This is a genomic window from Janibacter hoylei PVAS-1 (assembly GCF_004025845.1).
GTDB lineage: Bacteria > Actinomycetota > Actinomycetes > Actinomycetales > Dermatophilaceae > Janibacter > Janibacter hoylei.
In genome coordinates this window covers 139,455-155,505 of the sequence record NZ_PIPF01000012.1, presented here as the reverse complement: position 1 = coordinate 155,505, position 16,051 = coordinate 139,455, and the positions used below count along the sequence as shown (strand labels likewise).

Here is a 16,051-nt window from a genome sequence, read left to right as displayed (position 1 = left end):
CCGATAAACCCCGGCTTCGCAAGAGTCCCCAACTCTTGCGAAGCCGGGGTTTCTCATGCTCAGCGGCTCATGGCGGTCGTGACGAGGGGGGCCAGGCCCGGGTGCGCCAGGCGAAGGGAGCCGAGCGTGCCGGGGTCGACCCAGGCGAGGTCGTCGTGCTCGTCGGGAGCAAGGTTGGTCGGGGTGCCCCGCCAGGCGTCGACGACGAAGGGGTGCAGCTCGAGGTCGTCGGCCCAGGCGGTCACGGGTGGGGCGAGTCGCCGCCACCGGGTCACCGTCACGCCGAGCTCTTCCTGGCACTCCCGCACCAGGGCCTGCTCCGGCGACTCGCCGGCCTCGATGTGGCCGCCCACGCCGTCCCAGCAGTCGGGGTAGTGCCGACGAAGGGGGTGCCGGTGCGCCAGCAGGACCCGCTCGCCGGTGACGAGCAGCCCCATGGCGACCCGGTGGAGCGGCTCGCTCACTCCTCGGACGTGCCCTCGGACCCCAGGCTCGCCTCGGCCTTGTCCAGCCAGGCCTCGCAGTGGGCGGCGAGGGCCTCGCCGCGCTGCCACAGCCGCATCGACTCCTCGAGGCCGGCCTGGCCCCCTTCGAGCCGGGCGACGAGCTCGATGAGCTCCTGGCGGGCCTCCTCGTAGGAGAGGTCGGCGACGTCGGTCTGCTCCTGGTCGGGCTGCGGGTCGGTGGCCATGGCGACCACTCTAGGTGCGGGCGGTGTCACGAGTCGGTGACCCGCACGGCGAAGTCGCCGTCGGCGACCGTCACCCGCAGCAGGTCGTCGACGGCGAGCGCCTCGCGGGAGGCGACGACCTCCCCTTCGGGCCGCTGGACGATCGCGTAGCCGCGCTCGAGCGTCGAGGCGGGGGAGAGCACCCGCGCCTGGGTCCGCAGGTGACCGATGCGGTCGCGCTCGCGGTGCAGCCGCGCCTCGACCCGGCTGTGTGCCCGGCGACGCAGGGAGGCGACGACCTCGCGCTGCGCCCGGACGAAGGCCGTGCGGTCGGTGAGCACGGGCCGGCTCGTCAGCTGCACGAGGCCGCGGCGCTCGCGGTCGACCATGCCGGCCAGGGCAGCCCGGGCGCGCCCTCGGGCCTCGACGACACCGGCCCCCTCCTGGGCAGCGTCGGGGCAGACGAGCTTGGCGGCATCGGTCGGCGTGGAGGCCCGCACGTCCGCGACGAGGTCAAGGATCGGGGTGTCGACGTCGTGCCCGATGGCGCTGACGACCGGGGTGCGTGCCTCGGCGACGGCGCGGACCATCGTCTCGTTGCTGAAGGGCAGCAGGTCCTCGACCGACCCACCGCCGCGCGTGACGATGATGACGTCGACGTCGTCGATGGCGTCGAGCTCGGCGACGGCCGCGCTGACCTCGGTCACGGCCGTCGGCCCCTGCACGGCGACCTGCCGGATCTCGAAGGGCAGGCCCGGCCACCTGCGGTGGGCGTTTTCGACGACATCGCGCTCGGCGGCGCTCGCCCGTCCGCAGACGAGGCCGACCCGGCGGGGGAGGAAGGGCAGCGGCCGCTTGCTAGAGGCCTCGAAGAGTCCCTCGGCGCGCAGGTGCTGCTTGAGGTACTCGATGCGGGCAAGCAGCTCGCCGACGCCGACCGGCCGGATCTGGCGCACGTCCATCGACAGCGAGCCGCGCTGGGTCCAGTAGCTCGGCTTGGCCTGGACGACGACCCGCGCACCTTCGCCGAGCGGCGCCGGCATGGCGTCGAGCGCGGTGACCCGCACCATGCACGACAGCGACATGTCGACGTCGGGGTCGCGCAGCGTCAGCCACGCGGTGCGTGCGCCGGGTCGTCGGGTCAGCTGGACGACCTGCCCTTCGACCCAGGTGACGGACATGCGGTCGACGTACTCGGCGATCTTCATGCTCAGCAGCCGCACCGGCCACGGCTGCTCGGCCGTGGTGTCGGCTGCCTTGTCGGGAAGGGGGATGCTCACGGCCCACAGTCAAGCAGGCACGTCGGACGGTCCGGCGGCGGTCAGGGCGTGTTCAGCCCCCTCACCTACGATGGAGGGCATGACCACCAGTGCGACCCCGACCGCCGACACCGCCGCCCCGCAGGATGCCAAGCGCGTCCTGCTCGCCGCGCCCCGCGGCTACTGCGCCGGTGTCGACCGTGCCGTCGTCACGGTCGAGAAGGCCCTCGAGCTCTACGGCCCGCCGGTCTACGTGCGCAAGGAGATCGTCCACAACAAGCACGTCGTGACGACCCTCGAGAAGAGGGGCGCGATCTTCGTCGAGGAGACCGACGAGGTGCCCGAGGGTGCGACCGTCGTGTTTTCCGCCCACGGCGTCGCCCCGATCGTCCACGAGGAGGCCAAGGCCCTCAGCCTCAAGACGATCGACGCGACCTGCCCGCTGGTCACCAAGGTCCACCGCGAGGCGGTCCGCTTCGCCGACGACGACTTCGACATCCTGCTCATCGGTCACGAGGGGCACGAGGAGGTCGTCGGCACCTCTGGCGAGGCGCCGAACCACATCACCCTCGTCGAGGGCCCCGATGACGTCGCCAACGTCGAGGTCCGCGACCCCGACAAGGTCGTGTGGCTCTCGCAGACCACCCTCTCGGTCGACGAGACGATGGAGACGGTGCGCCGGCTGCGCGAGAAGTTCCCCAAGCTGCAGGATCCGCCCTCCGACGACATCTGCTACGCGACGCAGAACCGTCAGCTCGCCGTCAAGCAGATGGCCAAGGACTGCGACCTGATGATCGTCGTCGGCTCGCGCAACTCCTCCAACTCGGTGCGCCTCGTCGAGGTCGCCATCGAGCACGGCTCGCGCGATGGTCACCTCGTCGACTACGCCGACGAGATCGACGAGGCCTGGCTCGACGGTGTGCGCACCGTCGGTGTCACCTCCGGTGCCTCGGTCCCCGAGATCCTCGTGCGCGGGGTCCTCGACTTCCTCGCCGAGCGGGGCTACGGCGAGCCGCAGCCGGTCACCGCCGCGGAGGAGTCGCTGCTCTTCGCCCTGCCCAAGGAGCTGCGCCGCGACCTCAAGGCCGCCGGCATGAGCGACCAGATGAAGCACGACGCCGGCGCCCTCGGCGACGCCGGCCAGCTGCACTAGCCCGTCCCCGCCCTTCGAGACGGTCGCTTCGCGACCTCCTCAGGGAGCGGACGGGGGTCTCGCGACCTCGTCAGGGAGCGGACGGGGGTCTCGCGACCTCCTCAGGGAGCGGTACGGGGATCTCCGAGCGGACGGGGGTCACAGCCGCTGGCTGATCCTCGTCGCCGTCTCGGCGGCCGCCTGCGCGAGGTAGGCGGCGCCCCCTTCGTCGACGTCGTCGGTGCGATAGGTGAGGGCCACCGCCGCCACGGGGTGCCCGTCGCGGTCGAGGACGGCACTCGCCACCGATGACAGGTCGGGCGAGACGCTGCCCGCCTCGACGGCGTACCCACGAGCACGCACGTCGACGAGCAGTCGTCGCAGGGCCGATGGTGTCGCCGGCCCACCGCCGACCATGACCGCGGCCGACGGGTAGAGGGCCGTGACCTGCCGGCGGGGGAGGGCGGCGAGCATCGCCAGCCCGCTCGCCGTGAGCGTCGCCGGCAGGCGCACCCCGACGTCGGTGACGAGCGAAGGGCGACGCGGCGCCCGCTCCTCGATGACGTAGAGGACGTCTCGACCCGAGAGCACCGCCAGGTGCGCGTTGTGCGTCGTCGCGTCGACGAGCCGCTCGACCAGCGGCCGGGCCAGCCGCTGGAGCGGGTCCTGGCGCTGGTACCCCGCGCCGAGCTCGTGGACCGCGGCTCCGATGCCGTAGGTGCGCTCCTCGGCGTAGTGCACGACGTAGCCGTGCTCCACGAGGACCGTGAGCAGGTGGTAGGTACTGCTGCGCGGCAGGTCGAGCGCGCGGGCGAGGTGAGCCGCGGGGATGGGTTCGGCGCGGCTGGCCAGGTGGGTCAGTGCGCGCAGCGCGTGGCCCGCGGAGGTGGCATTGGACATGGGGCTCCTGTCTCGTATCCGAGACACTATCCCCTCCATCGGCGCTCCCGGTGACGCCGAAGGGAGTTGCATGGACCCATGAGCACCGACACCACCACCGTCGTCCTCGGCGACCGGCCTCTCACCATCGACGAGGTCGTCGTCGTCGCCCGCCACCACGCCGCCGTCGAGATCAGCGACTCCGCCTGGGAGCGGGTCCGCGCTGCGCGCACCGTCATCGAGGGCCTCGCGGAGGACACCGTCGCCCACTACGGCGTCTCGACCGGCTTCGGCGCCCTGGCGACGACGCACATCCCGCACGACAAGCGCGCCCAGCTGCAGCGCTCGCTCGTGCGCAGCCACGCCGCCGGCGCGGGCCCAGAGGTCGAGGAGGAGGTCGTGCGCGCGCTCATGCTGCTGCGCGTCCAGACCCTCGCGACCGGTCGCACCGGCATCCGCGAGGAGACCCTCCGTCTCTACCTCGCGCTGCTGCAGCACCACATCACCCCGGTCGTCCACGAGTACGGGTCGCTCGGCTGCTCCGGCGACCTCTCCCCGCTCAGCCACTGCGCACTCACCCTCATGGGTGAGGGCCGTGTGCGGATCGACGGCGGCGACGAGGTCGACGCGGCCGAGGCGCTCGACGGCGCCGGTCTGGCCCCCGTCGAGCTCCACGAGAAGGAGGGCTTGGCGCTCATCAACGGCACCGACGGCATGCTCGGCATGCTCTGTCTCGCCGTCCACGACCTGCGGCGCCTGCTCACCACCGCCGACATCGCCACCGCGATGAGCGTCGAGGGGCTGCTCGGGACCGACGACGTCTTCGCCGCAGACCTGCAGGCCCTGCGCCCCCAGCCCGGCCAGGCCCTCTCGGCCGCCAACATGCGCGCCGTCCTCGCCGACAGCCCGATCCGCGACAGCCACCGCGACCCGGCGGCCTGCACGCGCGTCCAAGACGCCTACTCCCTGCGCTGCGCGCCGCAGGTGCACGGCGGGGCGCGCGACACCGTCGAGCACGCCGCGACGATCGCCGGCCACGAGCTCGCCTCGGCCATCGACAACCCCGTCGTCACCCTCGACGGGCGCGTGGAGTCCAACGGCAACTTCCACGGGGCGCCCGTGGCCTACGTCCTCGACTTCCTCGCGATCGTCGCCGCTGACGTCGCGAGCATGAGCGAGCGGCGCACCGACCGCTTCCTCGACGTCAAGCGGTCCAACGGGCTGCCGCCCTTCCTCGCTGATGACCCCGGCACCGACTCCGGCCTGATGATCGCGCAGTACACGGCCGCCGGGATGGTCTCGGAGATGAAGCGCCTGGCCACCCCTGCCAGCGTCGACTCGATCCCGAGCAGCGCCATGCAGGAGGACCACGTGTCGATGGGCTGGGGCGCTGCGCGCAAGCTGCGCCGCAGCGTCGACGCGCTCGCCCGGGTCGTCGCCATCGAGCTGCACACCGCCGCGCGGGGGATCGCGCTGCGGGCCCCCCTTCGTCCGGCACCGGCCACCGCCGCAGTCATCGACGCCCTCGCCGAGCACGGGGAGAGCGGGCCCGGCCCGGACCGCTTCACCTCGCCCGACCTCACCGCCGCCCACCTCGCCGTCGTCGACGGGTCGGTCCTCGCGGCCGCACAGTCCGTCACCGGCCCGCTGAAGTAGAAGGAGCCTGATCACCATGGACGGAGCCCGTCCCGTGCGTGCCCCCCGAGGCACCGAGCTGACCGCCCGCAGCTGGCAGACCGAGGCGCCGCTGCGCATGCTCATGAACAACCTCGACCCCGAGGTCGCCGAGCGCCCTGACGACCTCGTCGTCTACGGCGGCACCGGCCGTGCCGCGCGATCGTGGGAGGCCTTCGACGCGATCGTCGAGACCCTCACCGACCTCGCCGACGACGAGACGCTGCTCGTGCAGTCGGGCAAGCCGGTCGGCGTGCTGCGGACCAACCCGTGGGCGCCGCGCGTGCTCCTCGCCAACTCCAACCTCGTCGGCGACTGGGCCACGTGGCCGGAGTTTCGCAAGCTCGAGGCCGAGGGCCTGATGATGTACGGCCAGATGACCGCCGGGTCGTGGATCTACATCGCGACCCAGGGGATCCTCCAGGGCACCTACGAGACCTTCGCCGCGGTGGGTCGCAAGCGGTTCGGTGGGACGCTCGCCGGCACCCTGACCCTCACCGGCGGCTGCGGCGGCATGGGCGGCGCGCAGCCCCTCGCCGTGACGCTCAACGGCGGCGCCTGCCTCATCGTCGACGTCGACGAGACACGGCTGCGCCGGCGCCAGTCCAAGCGCTACCTCGACGAGGTGGAGACCGACGTCGAGGTCGCCCTCGCCAAGGTCATGGCGGCGAAGGGGGAGCGCCGCGCCCTGTCCGTCGGTCTCGTCGGCAACGCCGCGGAGATCTTCCCCGAGATCCTGCGCCGCCACCGGGCCGGCGAGGTCGAGATCGACGTCGTCACCGACCAGACGAGCGCGCACGACCCGCTGAGCTACCTGCCGGCGGAGGTGGCGCTCGACGAGTGGCAGCGCGAGTCCGAGGCCGACCCGGAGGGCTTCACCAAGAAGTCCCGCGAGTCGATGGCCGCGCAGGTCCAGGCGATGGTCGAGTTCCAGGACGAGGGCGCCGAGGTCTTCGACTACGGCAACAGCATCCGCGACGAGGCCCGGCACGCCGGCTACACGCGGGCCTTCGAGTTCCCCGGCTTCGTCCCGGCGTACATCCGGCCGCTCTTCTGCGAGGGGCTCGGGCCCTTCCGCTGGGTGGCGCTGTCGGGTGACCCGGAGGACATCGCCGTCACCGACGCCGCGCTCAAGGAGCTCTTCCCGGACAACGAGCACCTGCACCGCTGGCTCGACGCCGCCGGCGAGCTCGTCGAGTTCGAGGGCCTGCCCGCGCGCATCTGCTGGCTCGGCTACGGCGAGCGGCACCAGGCGGGCCTGCTCTTCAACGAGCTCGTGCGCGAGGGCAAAGTCAAGGCGCCGATCGTCATCGGCCGCGACCACCTCGACTCCGGCTCCGTCGCCTCGCCCTACCGCGAGACCGAGTCGATGCTCGACGGCTCCGACGCCATCGCCGACTGGCCGCTGCTCAATGCCCTCACCGCGACGAGCTCCGGTGCGACCTGGGTGTCGATCCACCACGGCGGCGGCGTGGGCATCGGCCGCTCGATCCACGCCGGCCAGGTCGGCGTAGCCGACGGCACCGACCTCGCCGCGCAGAAGCTCGACCGGCTGCTCACCAACGACCCCGGCATGGGCGTGCTGCGGCACGTCGACGCGGGCTACTCGCGGGCGGCGGAGGTCGCCGCCGAGCGCGGGGTGCGGGTGCCGATGGAGCCGCTCATCCGGGACGGGCAGGAGGGGTGAGCATGGCTCCCTTCGCGTGGAGCGGGCGCAGCGACGGCGACGGGCTGGCGCACCGGCGCTTCTGGGGCGTCGTGGCCGAGCCCGGGTCCGGCCGACCGGCCGACGCCGCGCTCGTCGGCTTCGCCAGTGACGAAGGGGTGCGCCGCAACCGCGGTCGCGTCGGCGCGGCCGAGGGGCCGGGGGCGATCCGGGCCGCACTCGCCTCCCTCGCCGTCCACGAGGACCTCACGGTCGTCGACCACGGTGACGTCGTCGTCGACGGCGAGGACCTCGAAGGGGGCCATGCTCGGCTCGGCGAGGTGGTCGCTGCAGCGCGCGAGGGCGCGCCAGCGGCTGCCCGCGACGACGCGCCCCTCACCGTCGTCCTCGGCGGCGGTCACGAGACGGCCTACGGCAGCCACCTCGGGCTCGGCCTGCGGCCGGGGCTCGGGGTGCTCAACCTCGACGCGCACTTCGACCTGCGGGAGGCGGACCGGCCGACGTCGGGCACGCCCTTCCGGCAGATCGCGCGCGAGCGGCAGGCGGCGGGGCTGGGCTTCGACTACGCGGTGCTCGGCATCGCGCGCACCGGCAACACGTCGGCACTCTTCGACACCGCCGAAGCGCTCGGCGCGCGGTGGTTGCTCGACGACGACAGCCAGCAGGTCGAGCCGGCCGTGGCCTTCGTCGGCGACGTCCTCGCGGGGGTCGACGAGGTGTACCTGACGATCGACCTCGACGTGCTGCCCGCTGCGGTGGCGCCCGGGGTGAGCGCGCCTGCGGCACTGGGGGTTCCCCCCTTCGTCATCCAGTCGGTGTGCGACGCGGTCGTCGCCAGCGGCAAGCTCGTCCACCTCGACGTCACCGAGCTCAACCCGCGGCTGGACGTCGACCAGCGGACCGCCCGCGTGGCGGCCCGGTTGATCCACCGCGTCATCACCCGCGAGGCCGCGCGCAGGAGGTCGGCATGAGCACGCTCGTCACCAACATCGGTGAGCTCGTCACCTGCGACGGCACGGGCGAAGGGGGCGTCGGCGCCCGCGCCGACCACGCACTCGTCGTCGACGCCGGGCGCATCGCCTGGGTCGGGCCCGCTTCGTCGGCACCCGCCGCGGACGCGGTCATCGACATCGAAGGGCGTTGTGTCACACCGGGTTTCGTGGACAGTCACGCTCACCTCGTCTTCGCGGGGGACCGGTCGACGGAGTTCGCCGCTCGGATGGCGGGCCAGGTCTACGACGGGGGCGGCATCGGGGTGTCGGTCGCTGCGACCCGCGAGGCCGGTGATGACCACCTGCGGGCCGCGCTGGCGGCTCGCCTCGCGGAGATGCGCGCCCAGGGCACGACGACGGTCGAGGTGAAGTCCGGCTACGGCCTCACTGTCGCCGACGAGGAGAGGGCGCTGCGCCTGGCCGCTGAGGTCACCGACGAGGTGACCTATCTCGGGGCGCACGTCGTGCCCGCGGAGATGCGTGATGACCGGGCGGGCTACGTCGAGCTCGTCACCGGCGAGATGCTCGCGGCGTGTGCGCCGCACGCCCGGTGGGTCGACGTGTTTTGCGAGCCGCACTCGCCGCACGCCTTCACCGGGGAGGAGTCGCGCGAGGTGCTCGAGGCCGGCCGTGCGGCGGGGCTCGGGCTGCGGGTCCACGGCAACCAGCTCGGTCACGGGCCCGGTGTGCAGCTTGCCTGCGAGCTCGGCGCCGCGAGCGTCGACCACTGCACGTACCTTTCGTCGGCGGATGTCGACGCGTTGGTCGGCTGTGCAGGCACGACGACGGCGACGCTGCTGCCGGGCGTGGAGTTTTCCACTCGCTCGCCGTGGCCGGACGCGCGGGCGCTGCTCGACGCGGGGGTGTCGATCGCGCTCGCGAGCGACTGCAACCCGGGGACCTGCTACTCGAGCTCGATGCCCTTCGTCATCGCGCTCGCGGTGCGGGAGATGGGACTGACCCCCAGCGAGGCCGTCGTCGCCGCGACCCGCGGCGGAGCCCGCGCGCTGCACCGCGACGACATCGGCCGGATCGAGGTGGGCGCCCGCGCCGACCTCGCCCTGCTGGAGGCGCCCAACCACCTGCACCTGAGCTACCGCGCCGGGGTACCGATCGCCCGGGCGCTGGAGGTCTGAGGGCTTGCGCATTTCACTAGGGAGATACGGAGGGCGGCTGTCATTTCCCTGGGGAAATGCGGACGAAGGGGAGGGGCTCAGCCCCGGTCCCAGAGCGTCACCCAGTCCGGGGCCGGGTCCTCACCGGTCCGCCCGTCGACCGACTCGAGCCCATCGGCCTTCCACCGCAGGGTGGCTCGCTGGCGGTCGAGAGCCGCGACGATCTGCTCCGCGTCGCTGCCGGCGAGCGGCGGCTCCCACGACGGGTCCCGGTCGGGGTCATGGGTGACGTCATGACGCCTCCTCCTGATCCGTGCTGGTCCTGCGACCACGCTCCCACCGGCGCGGCGGCATGTCGACGTCCAGCTCGGGGCGGGCGTCGGGCGACGCGACGGCGTCCAGCAGCTCAGGGGCGGTGAGTGGGCGCGGGGCCACCGAGACCGGCTCGACCTCGGCCAGGCCGTCGGTCGCGAGACCCAGCTCGTGCATGCGGCGGGCACTGACGAGCACCCGGCTCTCGAGCGACCCGACGAGCCGGTTGTAGTCGTCGACGGATCGCTGCAGCGAGCGGCCCATCCGGGTCGCGTGCTCCCCGAGCGTCGCCAGTCGGGCGTACAGCTCGCGGCCGACCGACAGCAGCTCGCGGGCTTCGCTCGTCACCGTGTCCTGCTGCCACGCGAAGGCGACGGTGCGCAGCAGCGCGAGCAGGGTGCTCGGGGAGACGAGCACGACCCGCGCCGCCATGGCCTCCTCGTGCAGGCCGGGCACCCGCGCGAGGGCCGTGGCCAGCGTCGCGTCGGAGGGGACGAAGCACACGACCATCTCGGGCGAGGGGTCGAAGGCCGTCCAGTAGGCCTTGCCCGCCAGGGTGTCGACGTGCGCTCGCAGCGCGGCCGCGTGCCCCTCGAGCAGGCGGTCCCGCTCGCCGGGGTCGATGTCGTCGGCCTGCGCCTGCAGCCAGTGCGACATCGGGGCCTTGGCGTCGATGACGAGGTGCTTGCCCCCCGGCAGGCGCACCACGACGTCGGGGCGCACCGCACGGTCGTCGCGCGCCACGCCCTGGGCCTGCTCCTCGAAGTCCGTGCGCGCGAGCATCCCCGACACCTCGAGCACCCGTCGCAGCTGGACCTCGCCCCACGCCCCGCGCACCGACGAGATGCGCAGGGAGGAGGCGAGCGACGAGGCCTCGTAGCCGACCCGGGTCGTCGTCTGCTCGACGCGGCCCAGCGCTTCGCGCACCGACGCGAACTGGTCGACCCGGTCGCGCTCGAGCTCGTCGACCTTGCGCGAGACCCGCTGCAGCACCTCGCCCATGGGGGCGAGGGCCGCGGCCGTGCGGGAGTCGTCATCGTGGACCGCTGCGATCTCGTCGATCCGCTCGCGCAGCCCGTCGCGCTCTGCTCGCAGGCCGGCCACCTCTGCTCGTCCGGTCAGCCACACGAGCAGACCGCCGACGACGAGGCCGAGGAGCAGTCCCGTGATGAGGGTCGTGATGTCCATGGCCCCAGCCAACCAGCGACCCCCGACAGCCGTGGGACGTCGGCTGCAGCCGATCAGAAGGGCGGCGCGTCCTCCTCGGCCTCGGTGGTCCCCACGGGTGGGGACGAAGGGGAGGCGGGGCTCCCTTCGTCGGGCTCGTTGGTCCCCGCCAGCGGGGACGAACCCTCCGCGTCGACCGCATGCACGGGGTAGGTGAAGGCGACGACACCGCCCGGCGTCACCCATTCGGTCGAGCCGTCCTCGCGCAGGCGGTGGCCCCAGCGGGGGGAGTGCTTGACCTGGTGGTGGTGCCGGCACAGGTCCGACAGGTTGGCCGGGCTGGTCTCGCCGCGCGGCCACGGCGTCGCGTGGTCGACGTCGGCGGACCAGCCGAGCCGTCGCGACTCGACCGGTCGGTCGCAGCCCCACATCCGGCAGGTGCCGTCGCGGGTCGCGACGAAGTCGCGCTGCGCCCGCGGGATCGCATAGCTCGACGTCGACGTCTCGAGCAGGGTGCCGGTCCGCGCGTCGAGCAGCGCGCGTCCGACCCGCGTGTCGAGACGCCCGACGACCGCCGCGACGACGTCCGGCGGCACGAAGCCGACGCCCGGGATCGTCGCCCCCGACACCCACCGGTCGCCGCCACCGACCCGCACCTGGGTCGGTGGCGGCGACGTCCATCCACTCCTGCGCGAGCACACCGACCGTGTCGGCGCCCTCGCCAGCGACGATCCGCAGGTGCTCGTGCACCACCGCCTCGTGGGTGACGCCCTCCTCGAAGAGGCCGGCCACGGGGTCCTCCTCGCCACGGCAGACGGGGCACGTCGGGTCGTCCACCGGCGCGAACGTCAGCCGCGAGACTGCCGACGCGATGATCGGCACCCCGAGCCACACCTCTGCAGTGACCTCGCTGCCGCACAGCACGAGGTCGGCCAGGCCCAGGGCTCGTGCGGTGCCGATCGGGAGGTCCGGCTGCTCGGCGCGCCACCGCTGGCCCGCGGCGTCGACGGCGACCTTGATCGCCGCGGCGATCTCGCTCGGCAGGACCGCCGTGAGCCAGCTCGTGCCGACCGCTCCGGGCTCCGTGCGCACGTCGAGCCTGGTGGCGCGGTTGGCGTCGGCCCGGGCCTGCACGAGGTCCGGCTCGAGCCGCGAGACGAGGCGTCGGCAGGTCTTGGCGATCTCGTGCGGCTCCATCCCGACGACCCGGACCGAGCCGGGCGACCCGCGACGGGCGGCGAGCAGGTGAGCGACGATCGCCGCCGTCGTCTCGGGCGTGGTGTCACGCGTGTGCCGGTGCACCATCTCGAGGGCGCGGCGCCCGATCCGACCCTCGGCGACGAGCGCCGCCAGGGCTGCGAGGTCGGTCGCCGCACGCGACGCCACCGCGCACCGTCGGCTCGCCTCGGTGGGCCCGATACCGGTCGCCACGGCCACCGCGTCGGGCGCCATGTCGGCGACCGTGCCCGCGGGCAGGCGCACGTCCCGGTAGCGGCCGTCCGGGCCGCGCTCCTCGCCCCGGCGCCCGACCTCCGCGACGAGGGCGAGCTCCAGACCGTCGACCGCCCGGCGGACCGCCTCGGTCGCCACGAGACCCCGCTCGAGCTGCCCGTCGTCGAGGTTGGGAGCGTCACGCAGCACCCGGTCGCGGGCCGCCGACACCGCCCCCAGCACCCCGTCGAGCCACCGATCCGGGTCCGGACCCGGATTACCTGGACCCGTCCGCGACCGCACCTCCCCGAGCGTCCCGGTCCCCACCGTCTCCATCTGCACGACCGTCACGTCGTCCCCCTTCGTCATCGTCGACGAGCCATGCCCCATCCTCTCGCCGACCACCGACAACGCTGCGGGCGAAGGGAGGTCGCCCCCGGGTAGCCTCGTGGTCATGACGAGCGACGAGCCCACCGAGGAAGAGGTGAAGGCCGCCGCGACGCGGCCCGACCTCGCGACGGAGGCCGGTCGGCTCGCCTTCATCAAGGTCCTCAACACCCGCCTGCCCAAGAAGCGGCTCATCGCCCAGGGCCTCCTGCGCGACGAGGCCGGCCGGGTTGCCCTGTGCGAGCTGGTCTACAAGCGCGACCAGGATCTGCCCGGCGGCATCGTCGACCCGGGGGAGTCCCCGGCGCACTGCGTGGTGCGCGAGGTCAAGGAGGAGCTCGGTCTCGAGGTCACCGTCCGCGGCATGCTCGCGGTCAACTGGCTGCCGCCCTACCGAGGGTGGGATGACGCGCTGCTGTGCCTCTTCGACCTCGGGACCGTGCCCAGCACCTTCCTCGACGACGCGACCCTGCAGGCCCGCGAGATCAAGGCTGTCCACTGGGTCGACCAGGCGACGGTCGCCGAGCGGGTCGCGCCGTACACCGCGGCGATGATCGCCGAGGCGGTCGCGACCGACACGACGCTCTACCTCGAGAACTCCACGGAACGGGGCGACCCGTGAGTGACCCCCTCCACGACCTGGAACTGCCCCGCCGCCAGCCGACGAACCGGCCCCTCCTGTGGCAGATGTGGGGCCGCGAGACGGCCAAGGACTTCATCCTGCTGCTTGCGGCGCTGCCCGTCGTGTGCACCCTGGTCTACGTGCCGGTCATCGCGACGTCCGGTGGGTCGTGGCCGCGATTGCTCGGACTGCTCGCACTCTTCGTCGCGATCTGGTGGGCCCTGCGGACCGTGCTACGGCGCTGGGTCGCCGCCGGCGACGCCCGTGACGGGACGGACGAGGGCGGGGATCCCCCTTCGCGCGGTTAGACTCCTGTCCCCGTGGCACTCTCCATCGGAATCGTCGGTCTCCCCAACGTCGGCAAGTCGACGATGTTCAACGCACTGACGAAGAACAACGTCCTCGCCGCGAACTACCCCTTCGCGACCATCGAGCCCAATGTCGGCGTCGTCCCGCTGCCGGACTCCCGCCTGACGCGGCTCGCCGAGATCTTCGGCAGCGAGAAGATCCTGCCCGCGACCGTCTCCTTCGTCGACATCGCCGGCATCGTCCGTGGCGCGAGCGAAGGGGAGGGGCTGGGCAACAAGTTCCTCGCCAACATCCGCGAGTCCGACGCGATCTGCCAGGTGGTGCGCGCCTTCGTCGACGACGACGTGACCCACGTCGACGGCAAGATCGACCCCGCCTCCGACATGGAGACGATCAACACCGAGCTCGTCCTCGCCGACCTGCAGACCCTCGAGACCGCGATCCCGCGGATCGAGAAGGAGGTCAAGGGCAAGAAGACCGACAAGGACGTCCTCGACACGGCGCTCGCCGCACGCGGGGTCCTCGAGGCCGGCGACACCCTCTTCGCGAAGGGGGCCGCCGCCGGGGTCGACATGACCATCGCCGCCCAGCTCGGGCTGCTCACGACCAAGCCCTTCCTCTACGTCTTCAACGTCGACGAGGACCAGCTGACCGACACCGACCTGCAGGCGCAGTGGCAGGCACTCGTCGAGCCGGCCGAGGCGATCTTCTTGAACGCCAAGCTCGAGTCCGAGGTCGCCGAGCTCGACGACGAGGACGCCCGCGAGCTGCTCGAGGGCGTCGGCATCGACGAGCCGGGCCTGGACCAGCTGGCGCGCAAGGGATTCAACACCCTCGGCCTGCAGACCTACCTCACCGCCGGCCCCAAGGAGTCGCGCGCGTGGACGATCCACAAGGGCGACACCGCGCCCAAGGCCGCCGGCGTCATCCACACCGACTTCGAGCGCGGCTTCATCAAGGCCGAGGTCGTCTCCTTCGAGGACCTCGACAGGCTCGGCTCGATGGCCGAGGCGAAGGCCGCCGGCAAGGTGCGCATGGAGGGCAAGGACTACGTCATGGCTGATGGCGACGTGGTGGAGTTCCGCTTCAACGTGTAGCGGAAGCTCCGGACAGTTGGCGTTCAGACCACCCGCGGGTAGTCGATCGTCAGCAGAGTGTCGTCGCGGACGTCGCGCAGCACGCTCTCGCTGAGTTCTCCGATGCCGATGCCTCGAGCTCGGGAGGGCACCACATCGTCGTCCCCGGGGCTCCAGGCTCGGAGCACAGCGACACGCGAGACGTTCGCGACGTGGTCCGGCATGTCACGCAACCACCCGAGCCACGCGTCGGTTTCGATCTCACCGTGGACCGGCGCCTCGTTGCGACGCCCGATGAGAGTGTCGCAGTCACACATCCGGCTGGTCAGAGTGAACACCACGGACGAGCCTCGGACACGACCGGAGGCTATGCGCATGGTGGTCTGCACGGGCGGCATGCCCAGCCTGTCCTCAGTGAATCGCTGGAACTTCGAAGTGAAGGCTGCGGCGTTGATCGCCCACAGATTGGTGGCGCACATCCTCCCGAATTTACTTGCTCTCGATATGCGACGGCGAGGCCTATCCGTGACGCCACCCGGTCGAGTTTCGTTTCGACGAGAGTGAGTCCGCCGACGTCGACACCGGCACGATCGAAGATGGCTTTCGCTCGCTCTTCGCGGGGAGCGCGGGCCCGAGTACGCGCTGCACTACCTGCAGCGCGCCAGGTCCTTCATGGCCGCCCTCGCGCGGAGCGGCCGTGGCATGGGCTACACGATCGGCTGATCGCGCCGCGCACGTGCCGCGAAGTACCTCTCGATCCGCTCCTCGTCCCACCGGTGCGCCTCGCGCAGTCCCTCGGCGAGCATCGCGAGGTAGGCCGGTCGGGGAGCGGTGTGCGGGACCGCGTGCATGCCGTGGGGCGCGGTGAAGGTGAGCATCGGCAGCCCTTCGTGCTCGCCGACCCGCACGAGCGTCTCGTAGTGGCCGGGCCCTGCCTGGTGGCGCTCGCCGGGCAGTCCGGTGAGCAGCACCTCCTCGAGCGGGTCGTCCGGGTCGGCTGGCCGGTGCATCTCCTGGTTGGCGACGTCGACGAACTGCCCGATCGTCAGCAGGTAGGCGCGGCCGGCGGTCTCGCCGGGGGAGTCGTGGTCGTAGAAGGCGACCCCGCCACCCCAGGTCCGCGACTCGCCGGCGAAGTACAGGCTCCCCGGCAGGGTCACCGCGTGGTCGGCCGTCGGCATGGTCCGGTCGCGCGCCCCGGCATAGGTCCTCATCGATCCGGGCGGCGTGCCACCGGCGAGGTAGCAGCCGAGACGGCGGCGGGACATGTTGGAGCCATAGCTGACGTACCACAGGTGCGAAGGGAGCATCCCTCCCATTGTCGTCCGCGCACCTCCGGACGGCCACACAGCCCCCGCTT

General features: G+C 72.4%; 17 protein-coding genes and 1 pseudogene. 8 read left to right on the top strand and 10 right to left on the bottom strand.

Features of this window, described 5'->3' with window-relative positions; genetic code table 11:
• Positions 1-59: 59 nt before the first annotated feature.
• The 3 genes from CWN80_RS12955 to xseA are packed head-to-tail and all read right to left on the bottom strand — an operon-like array spanning position 60 to position 1,950.
• The gene (locus CWN80_RS12955; RefSeq protein WP_238148239.1) at positions 60-464 is read right to left on the bottom strand and encodes an NUDIX domain-containing protein; all 405 of its coding nucleotides are present in this window, start codon (positions 462-464) and stop codon (positions 60-62) included.
• Complete coding sequence (locus tag CWN80_RS12950; protein WP_007928003.1) at positions 461-691, bottom strand: exodeoxyribonuclease VII small subunit; 231 nt, start codon at positions 689-691, stop codon at positions 461-463. The genes CWN80_RS12955 and CWN80_RS12950 overlap by 4 nt, the downstream gene beginning before the upstream one ends.
• A gap of 26 nt (positions 692-717) precedes the next feature.
• On the bottom strand, positions 718-1,950 hold the full coding sequence (xseA, locus tag CWN80_RS12945) for an exodeoxyribonuclease VII large subunit (protein WP_007928001.1): 1,233 nt from the start codon (positions 1,948-1,950) through the stop codon (positions 718-720).
• Positions 1,951-2,029: 79 nt separating this feature from the next.
• On the opposite strand from xseA, the gene CWN80_RS12940 reads away from it, so the two are divergent.
• Positions 2,030-3,082: a 4-hydroxy-3-methylbut-2-enyl diphosphate reductase gene (locus CWN80_RS12940; RefSeq protein ID WP_007927999.1), complete on the top strand. Its 1,053-nt coding sequence runs from the start codon at positions 2,030-2,032 to the stop codon at positions 3,080-3,082.
• Between the two features lie 138 nt (positions 3,083-3,220).
• Here the strand turns inward: CWN80_RS12940 and CWN80_RS12935 are convergent, their stop codons facing one another.
• Complete coding sequence (locus tag CWN80_RS12935) at positions 3,221-3,961, bottom strand: IclR family transcriptional regulator (protein ID WP_007927998.1); 741 nt, start codon at positions 3,959-3,961, stop codon at positions 3,221-3,223.
• Positions 3,962-4,039: 78 nt separating this feature from the next.
• On the opposite strand from CWN80_RS12935, the gene hutH reads away from it, so the two are divergent.
• Genes hutH through hutI form a run of 4 tightly spaced genes read left to right on the top strand, consistent with a single transcriptional unit; the run spans position 4,040 to position 9,408 of the window.
• Positions 4,040-5,596 (top strand): histidine ammonia-lyase, encoded by a 1,557-nt coding sequence (gene hutH, locus CWN80_RS12930; RefSeq protein ID WP_007927997.1) that lies wholly within the window; start codon positions 4,040-4,042, stop codon positions 5,594-5,596.
• Between the two features lie 16 nt (positions 5,597-5,612).
• Positions 5,613-7,301 (top strand): urocanate hydratase, encoded by a 1,689-nt coding sequence (hutU, locus tag CWN80_RS12925; protein WP_007923829.1) that lies wholly within the window; start codon positions 5,613-5,615, stop codon positions 7,299-7,301.
• Positions 7,302-7,303: 2 nt separating this feature from the next.
• Positions 7,304-8,251, top strand: coding sequence for a formimidoylglutamase (gene hutG / locus CWN80_RS12920; RefSeq protein ID WP_007923828.1), 948 nt, complete (start codon positions 7,304-7,306; stop codon positions 8,249-8,251).
• Positions 8,248-9,408, top strand: coding sequence for an imidazolonepropionase (hutI, locus tag CWN80_RS12915; protein WP_128277400.1), 1,161 nt, complete (start codon positions 8,248-8,250; stop codon positions 9,406-9,408). Before hutG ends, hutI begins: the two co-directional genes overlap by 4 nt.
• Before the next feature lie 77 nt (positions 9,409-9,485).
• Here hutI and CWN80_RS12910 read toward each other — a convergent pair whose 3' ends face one another.
• The 4 genes and pseudogenes from CWN80_RS12910 to CWN80_RS16125 form a co-directional block, all read right to left on the bottom strand.
• Entirely contained in the window at positions 9,486-9,719 is a 234-nt protein-coding gene (locus CWN80_RS12910; RefSeq protein WP_007923827.1) for a hypothetical protein, read from the bottom strand.
• Positions 9,679-10,887: a DNA recombination protein RmuC gene (locus CWN80_RS15885; RefSeq protein WP_007923825.1), complete on the bottom strand. Its 1,209-nt coding sequence runs from the start codon at positions 10,885-10,887 to the stop codon at positions 9,679-9,681. The genes CWN80_RS12910 and CWN80_RS15885 overlap by 41 nt, the downstream gene beginning before the upstream one ends.
• Positions 10,888-10,940: 53 nt before the next feature.
• The gene (locus CWN80_RS15880) at positions 10,941-11,462 is read right to left on the bottom strand and encodes an HNH endonuclease signature motif containing protein (RefSeq protein ID WP_238148237.1); all 522 of its coding nucleotides are present in this window, start codon (positions 11,460-11,462) and stop codon (positions 10,941-10,943) included.
• Between the two features lie 463 nt (positions 11,463-11,925).
• A pseudogene (locus CWN80_RS16125) lies at positions 11,926-12,633 on the bottom strand (DUF222 domain-containing protein); the annotation flags it as partial.
• A gap of 118 nt (positions 12,634-12,751) precedes the next feature.
• Between CWN80_RS16125 and CWN80_RS12900 the strand changes: the two are divergent.
• Genes CWN80_RS12900 through ychF form a run of 3 tightly spaced genes read left to right on the top strand, consistent with a single transcriptional unit; the run spans position 12,752 to position 14,712 of the window.
• Positions 12,752-13,306: an NUDIX domain-containing protein gene (locus CWN80_RS12900; RefSeq protein WP_051987777.1), complete on the top strand. Its 555-nt coding sequence runs from the start codon at positions 12,752-12,754 to the stop codon at positions 13,304-13,306.
• Positions 13,303-13,614: a hypothetical protein gene (locus CWN80_RS12895; protein WP_007923821.1), complete on the top strand. Its 312-nt coding sequence runs from the start codon at positions 13,303-13,305 to the stop codon at positions 13,612-13,614. Before CWN80_RS12900 ends, CWN80_RS12895 begins: the two co-directional genes overlap by 4 nt.
• 12 nt (positions 13,615-13,626) lie before the next feature.
• The gene (gene ychF, locus CWN80_RS12890) at positions 13,627-14,712 is read left to right on the top strand and encodes a redox-regulated ATPase YchF (protein WP_007923820.1); all 1,086 of its coding nucleotides are present in this window, start codon (positions 13,627-13,629) and stop codon (positions 14,710-14,712) included.
• A 23-nt stretch (positions 14,713-14,735) separates the two neighbouring features.
• On the opposite strand, the gene CWN80_RS12885 is transcribed toward ychF, so the two are convergent.
• Positions 14,736-15,170, bottom strand: coding sequence for a hypothetical protein (locus CWN80_RS12885; RefSeq protein ID WP_007923819.1), 435 nt, complete (start codon positions 15,168-15,170; stop codon positions 14,736-14,738).
• A 228-nt stretch (positions 15,171-15,398) separates the two neighbouring features.
• The gene (locus tag CWN80_RS12880) at positions 15,399-16,001 is read right to left on the bottom strand and encodes a hypothetical protein (RefSeq protein WP_007923818.1); all 603 of its coding nucleotides are present in this window, start codon (positions 15,999-16,001) and stop codon (positions 15,399-15,401) included.
• Positions 16,002-16,051 lie beyond the last annotated feature (50 nt).

Bases quoted from the DNA above. Each gene is read 5' to 3' on its own strand.
- hutG (WP_007923828.1), top strand. From the start codon at position 7,304: ATGGCTCCCTTCGCGTGGAGCGGGCGCAGCGACGGCGACGGGCTGGCG.
- hutU (WP_007923829.1), top strand. From the start codon at position 5,613: ATGGACGGAGCCCGTCCCGTGCGTGCCCCCCGAGGCACCGAGCTGACC.
- CWN80_RS15885 (WP_007923825.1), bottom strand. From the start codon at position 10,887: ATGGACATCACGACCCTCATCACGGGACTGCTCCTCGGCCTCGTCGTC.
- hutI (WP_128277400.1), top strand. From the start codon at position 8,248: ATGAGCACGCTCGTCACCAACATCGGTGAGCTCGTCACCTGCGACGGC.
- CWN80_RS12885 (WP_007923819.1), bottom strand. From the start codon at position 15,170: ATGTGCGCCACCAATCTGTGGGCGATCAACGCCGCAGCCTTCACTTCG.
- CWN80_RS12935 (WP_007927998.1), bottom strand. From the start codon at position 3,961: ATGTCCAATGCCACCTCCGCGGGCCACGCGCTGCGCGCACTGACCCAC.
- CWN80_RS12940 (WP_007927999.1), top strand. From the start codon at position 2,030: ATGACCACCAGTGCGACCCCGACCGCCGACACCGCCGCCCCGCAGGAT.
- CWN80_RS12900 (WP_051987777.1), top strand. From the start codon at position 12,752: ATGACGAGCGACGAGCCCACCGAGGAAGAGGTGAAGGCCGCCGCGACG.
- hutH (WP_007927997.1), top strand. From the start codon at position 4,040: ATGAGCACCGACACCACCACCGTCGTCCTCGGCGACCGGCCTCTCACC.
- CWN80_RS12880 (WP_007923818.1), bottom strand. From the start codon at position 16,001: ATGCTCCCTTCGCACCTGTGGTACGTCAGCTATGGCTCCAACATGTCC.
- CWN80_RS12950 (WP_007928003.1), bottom strand. From the start codon at position 691: ATGGCCACCGACCCGCAGCCCGACCAGGAGCAGACCGACGTCGCCGAC.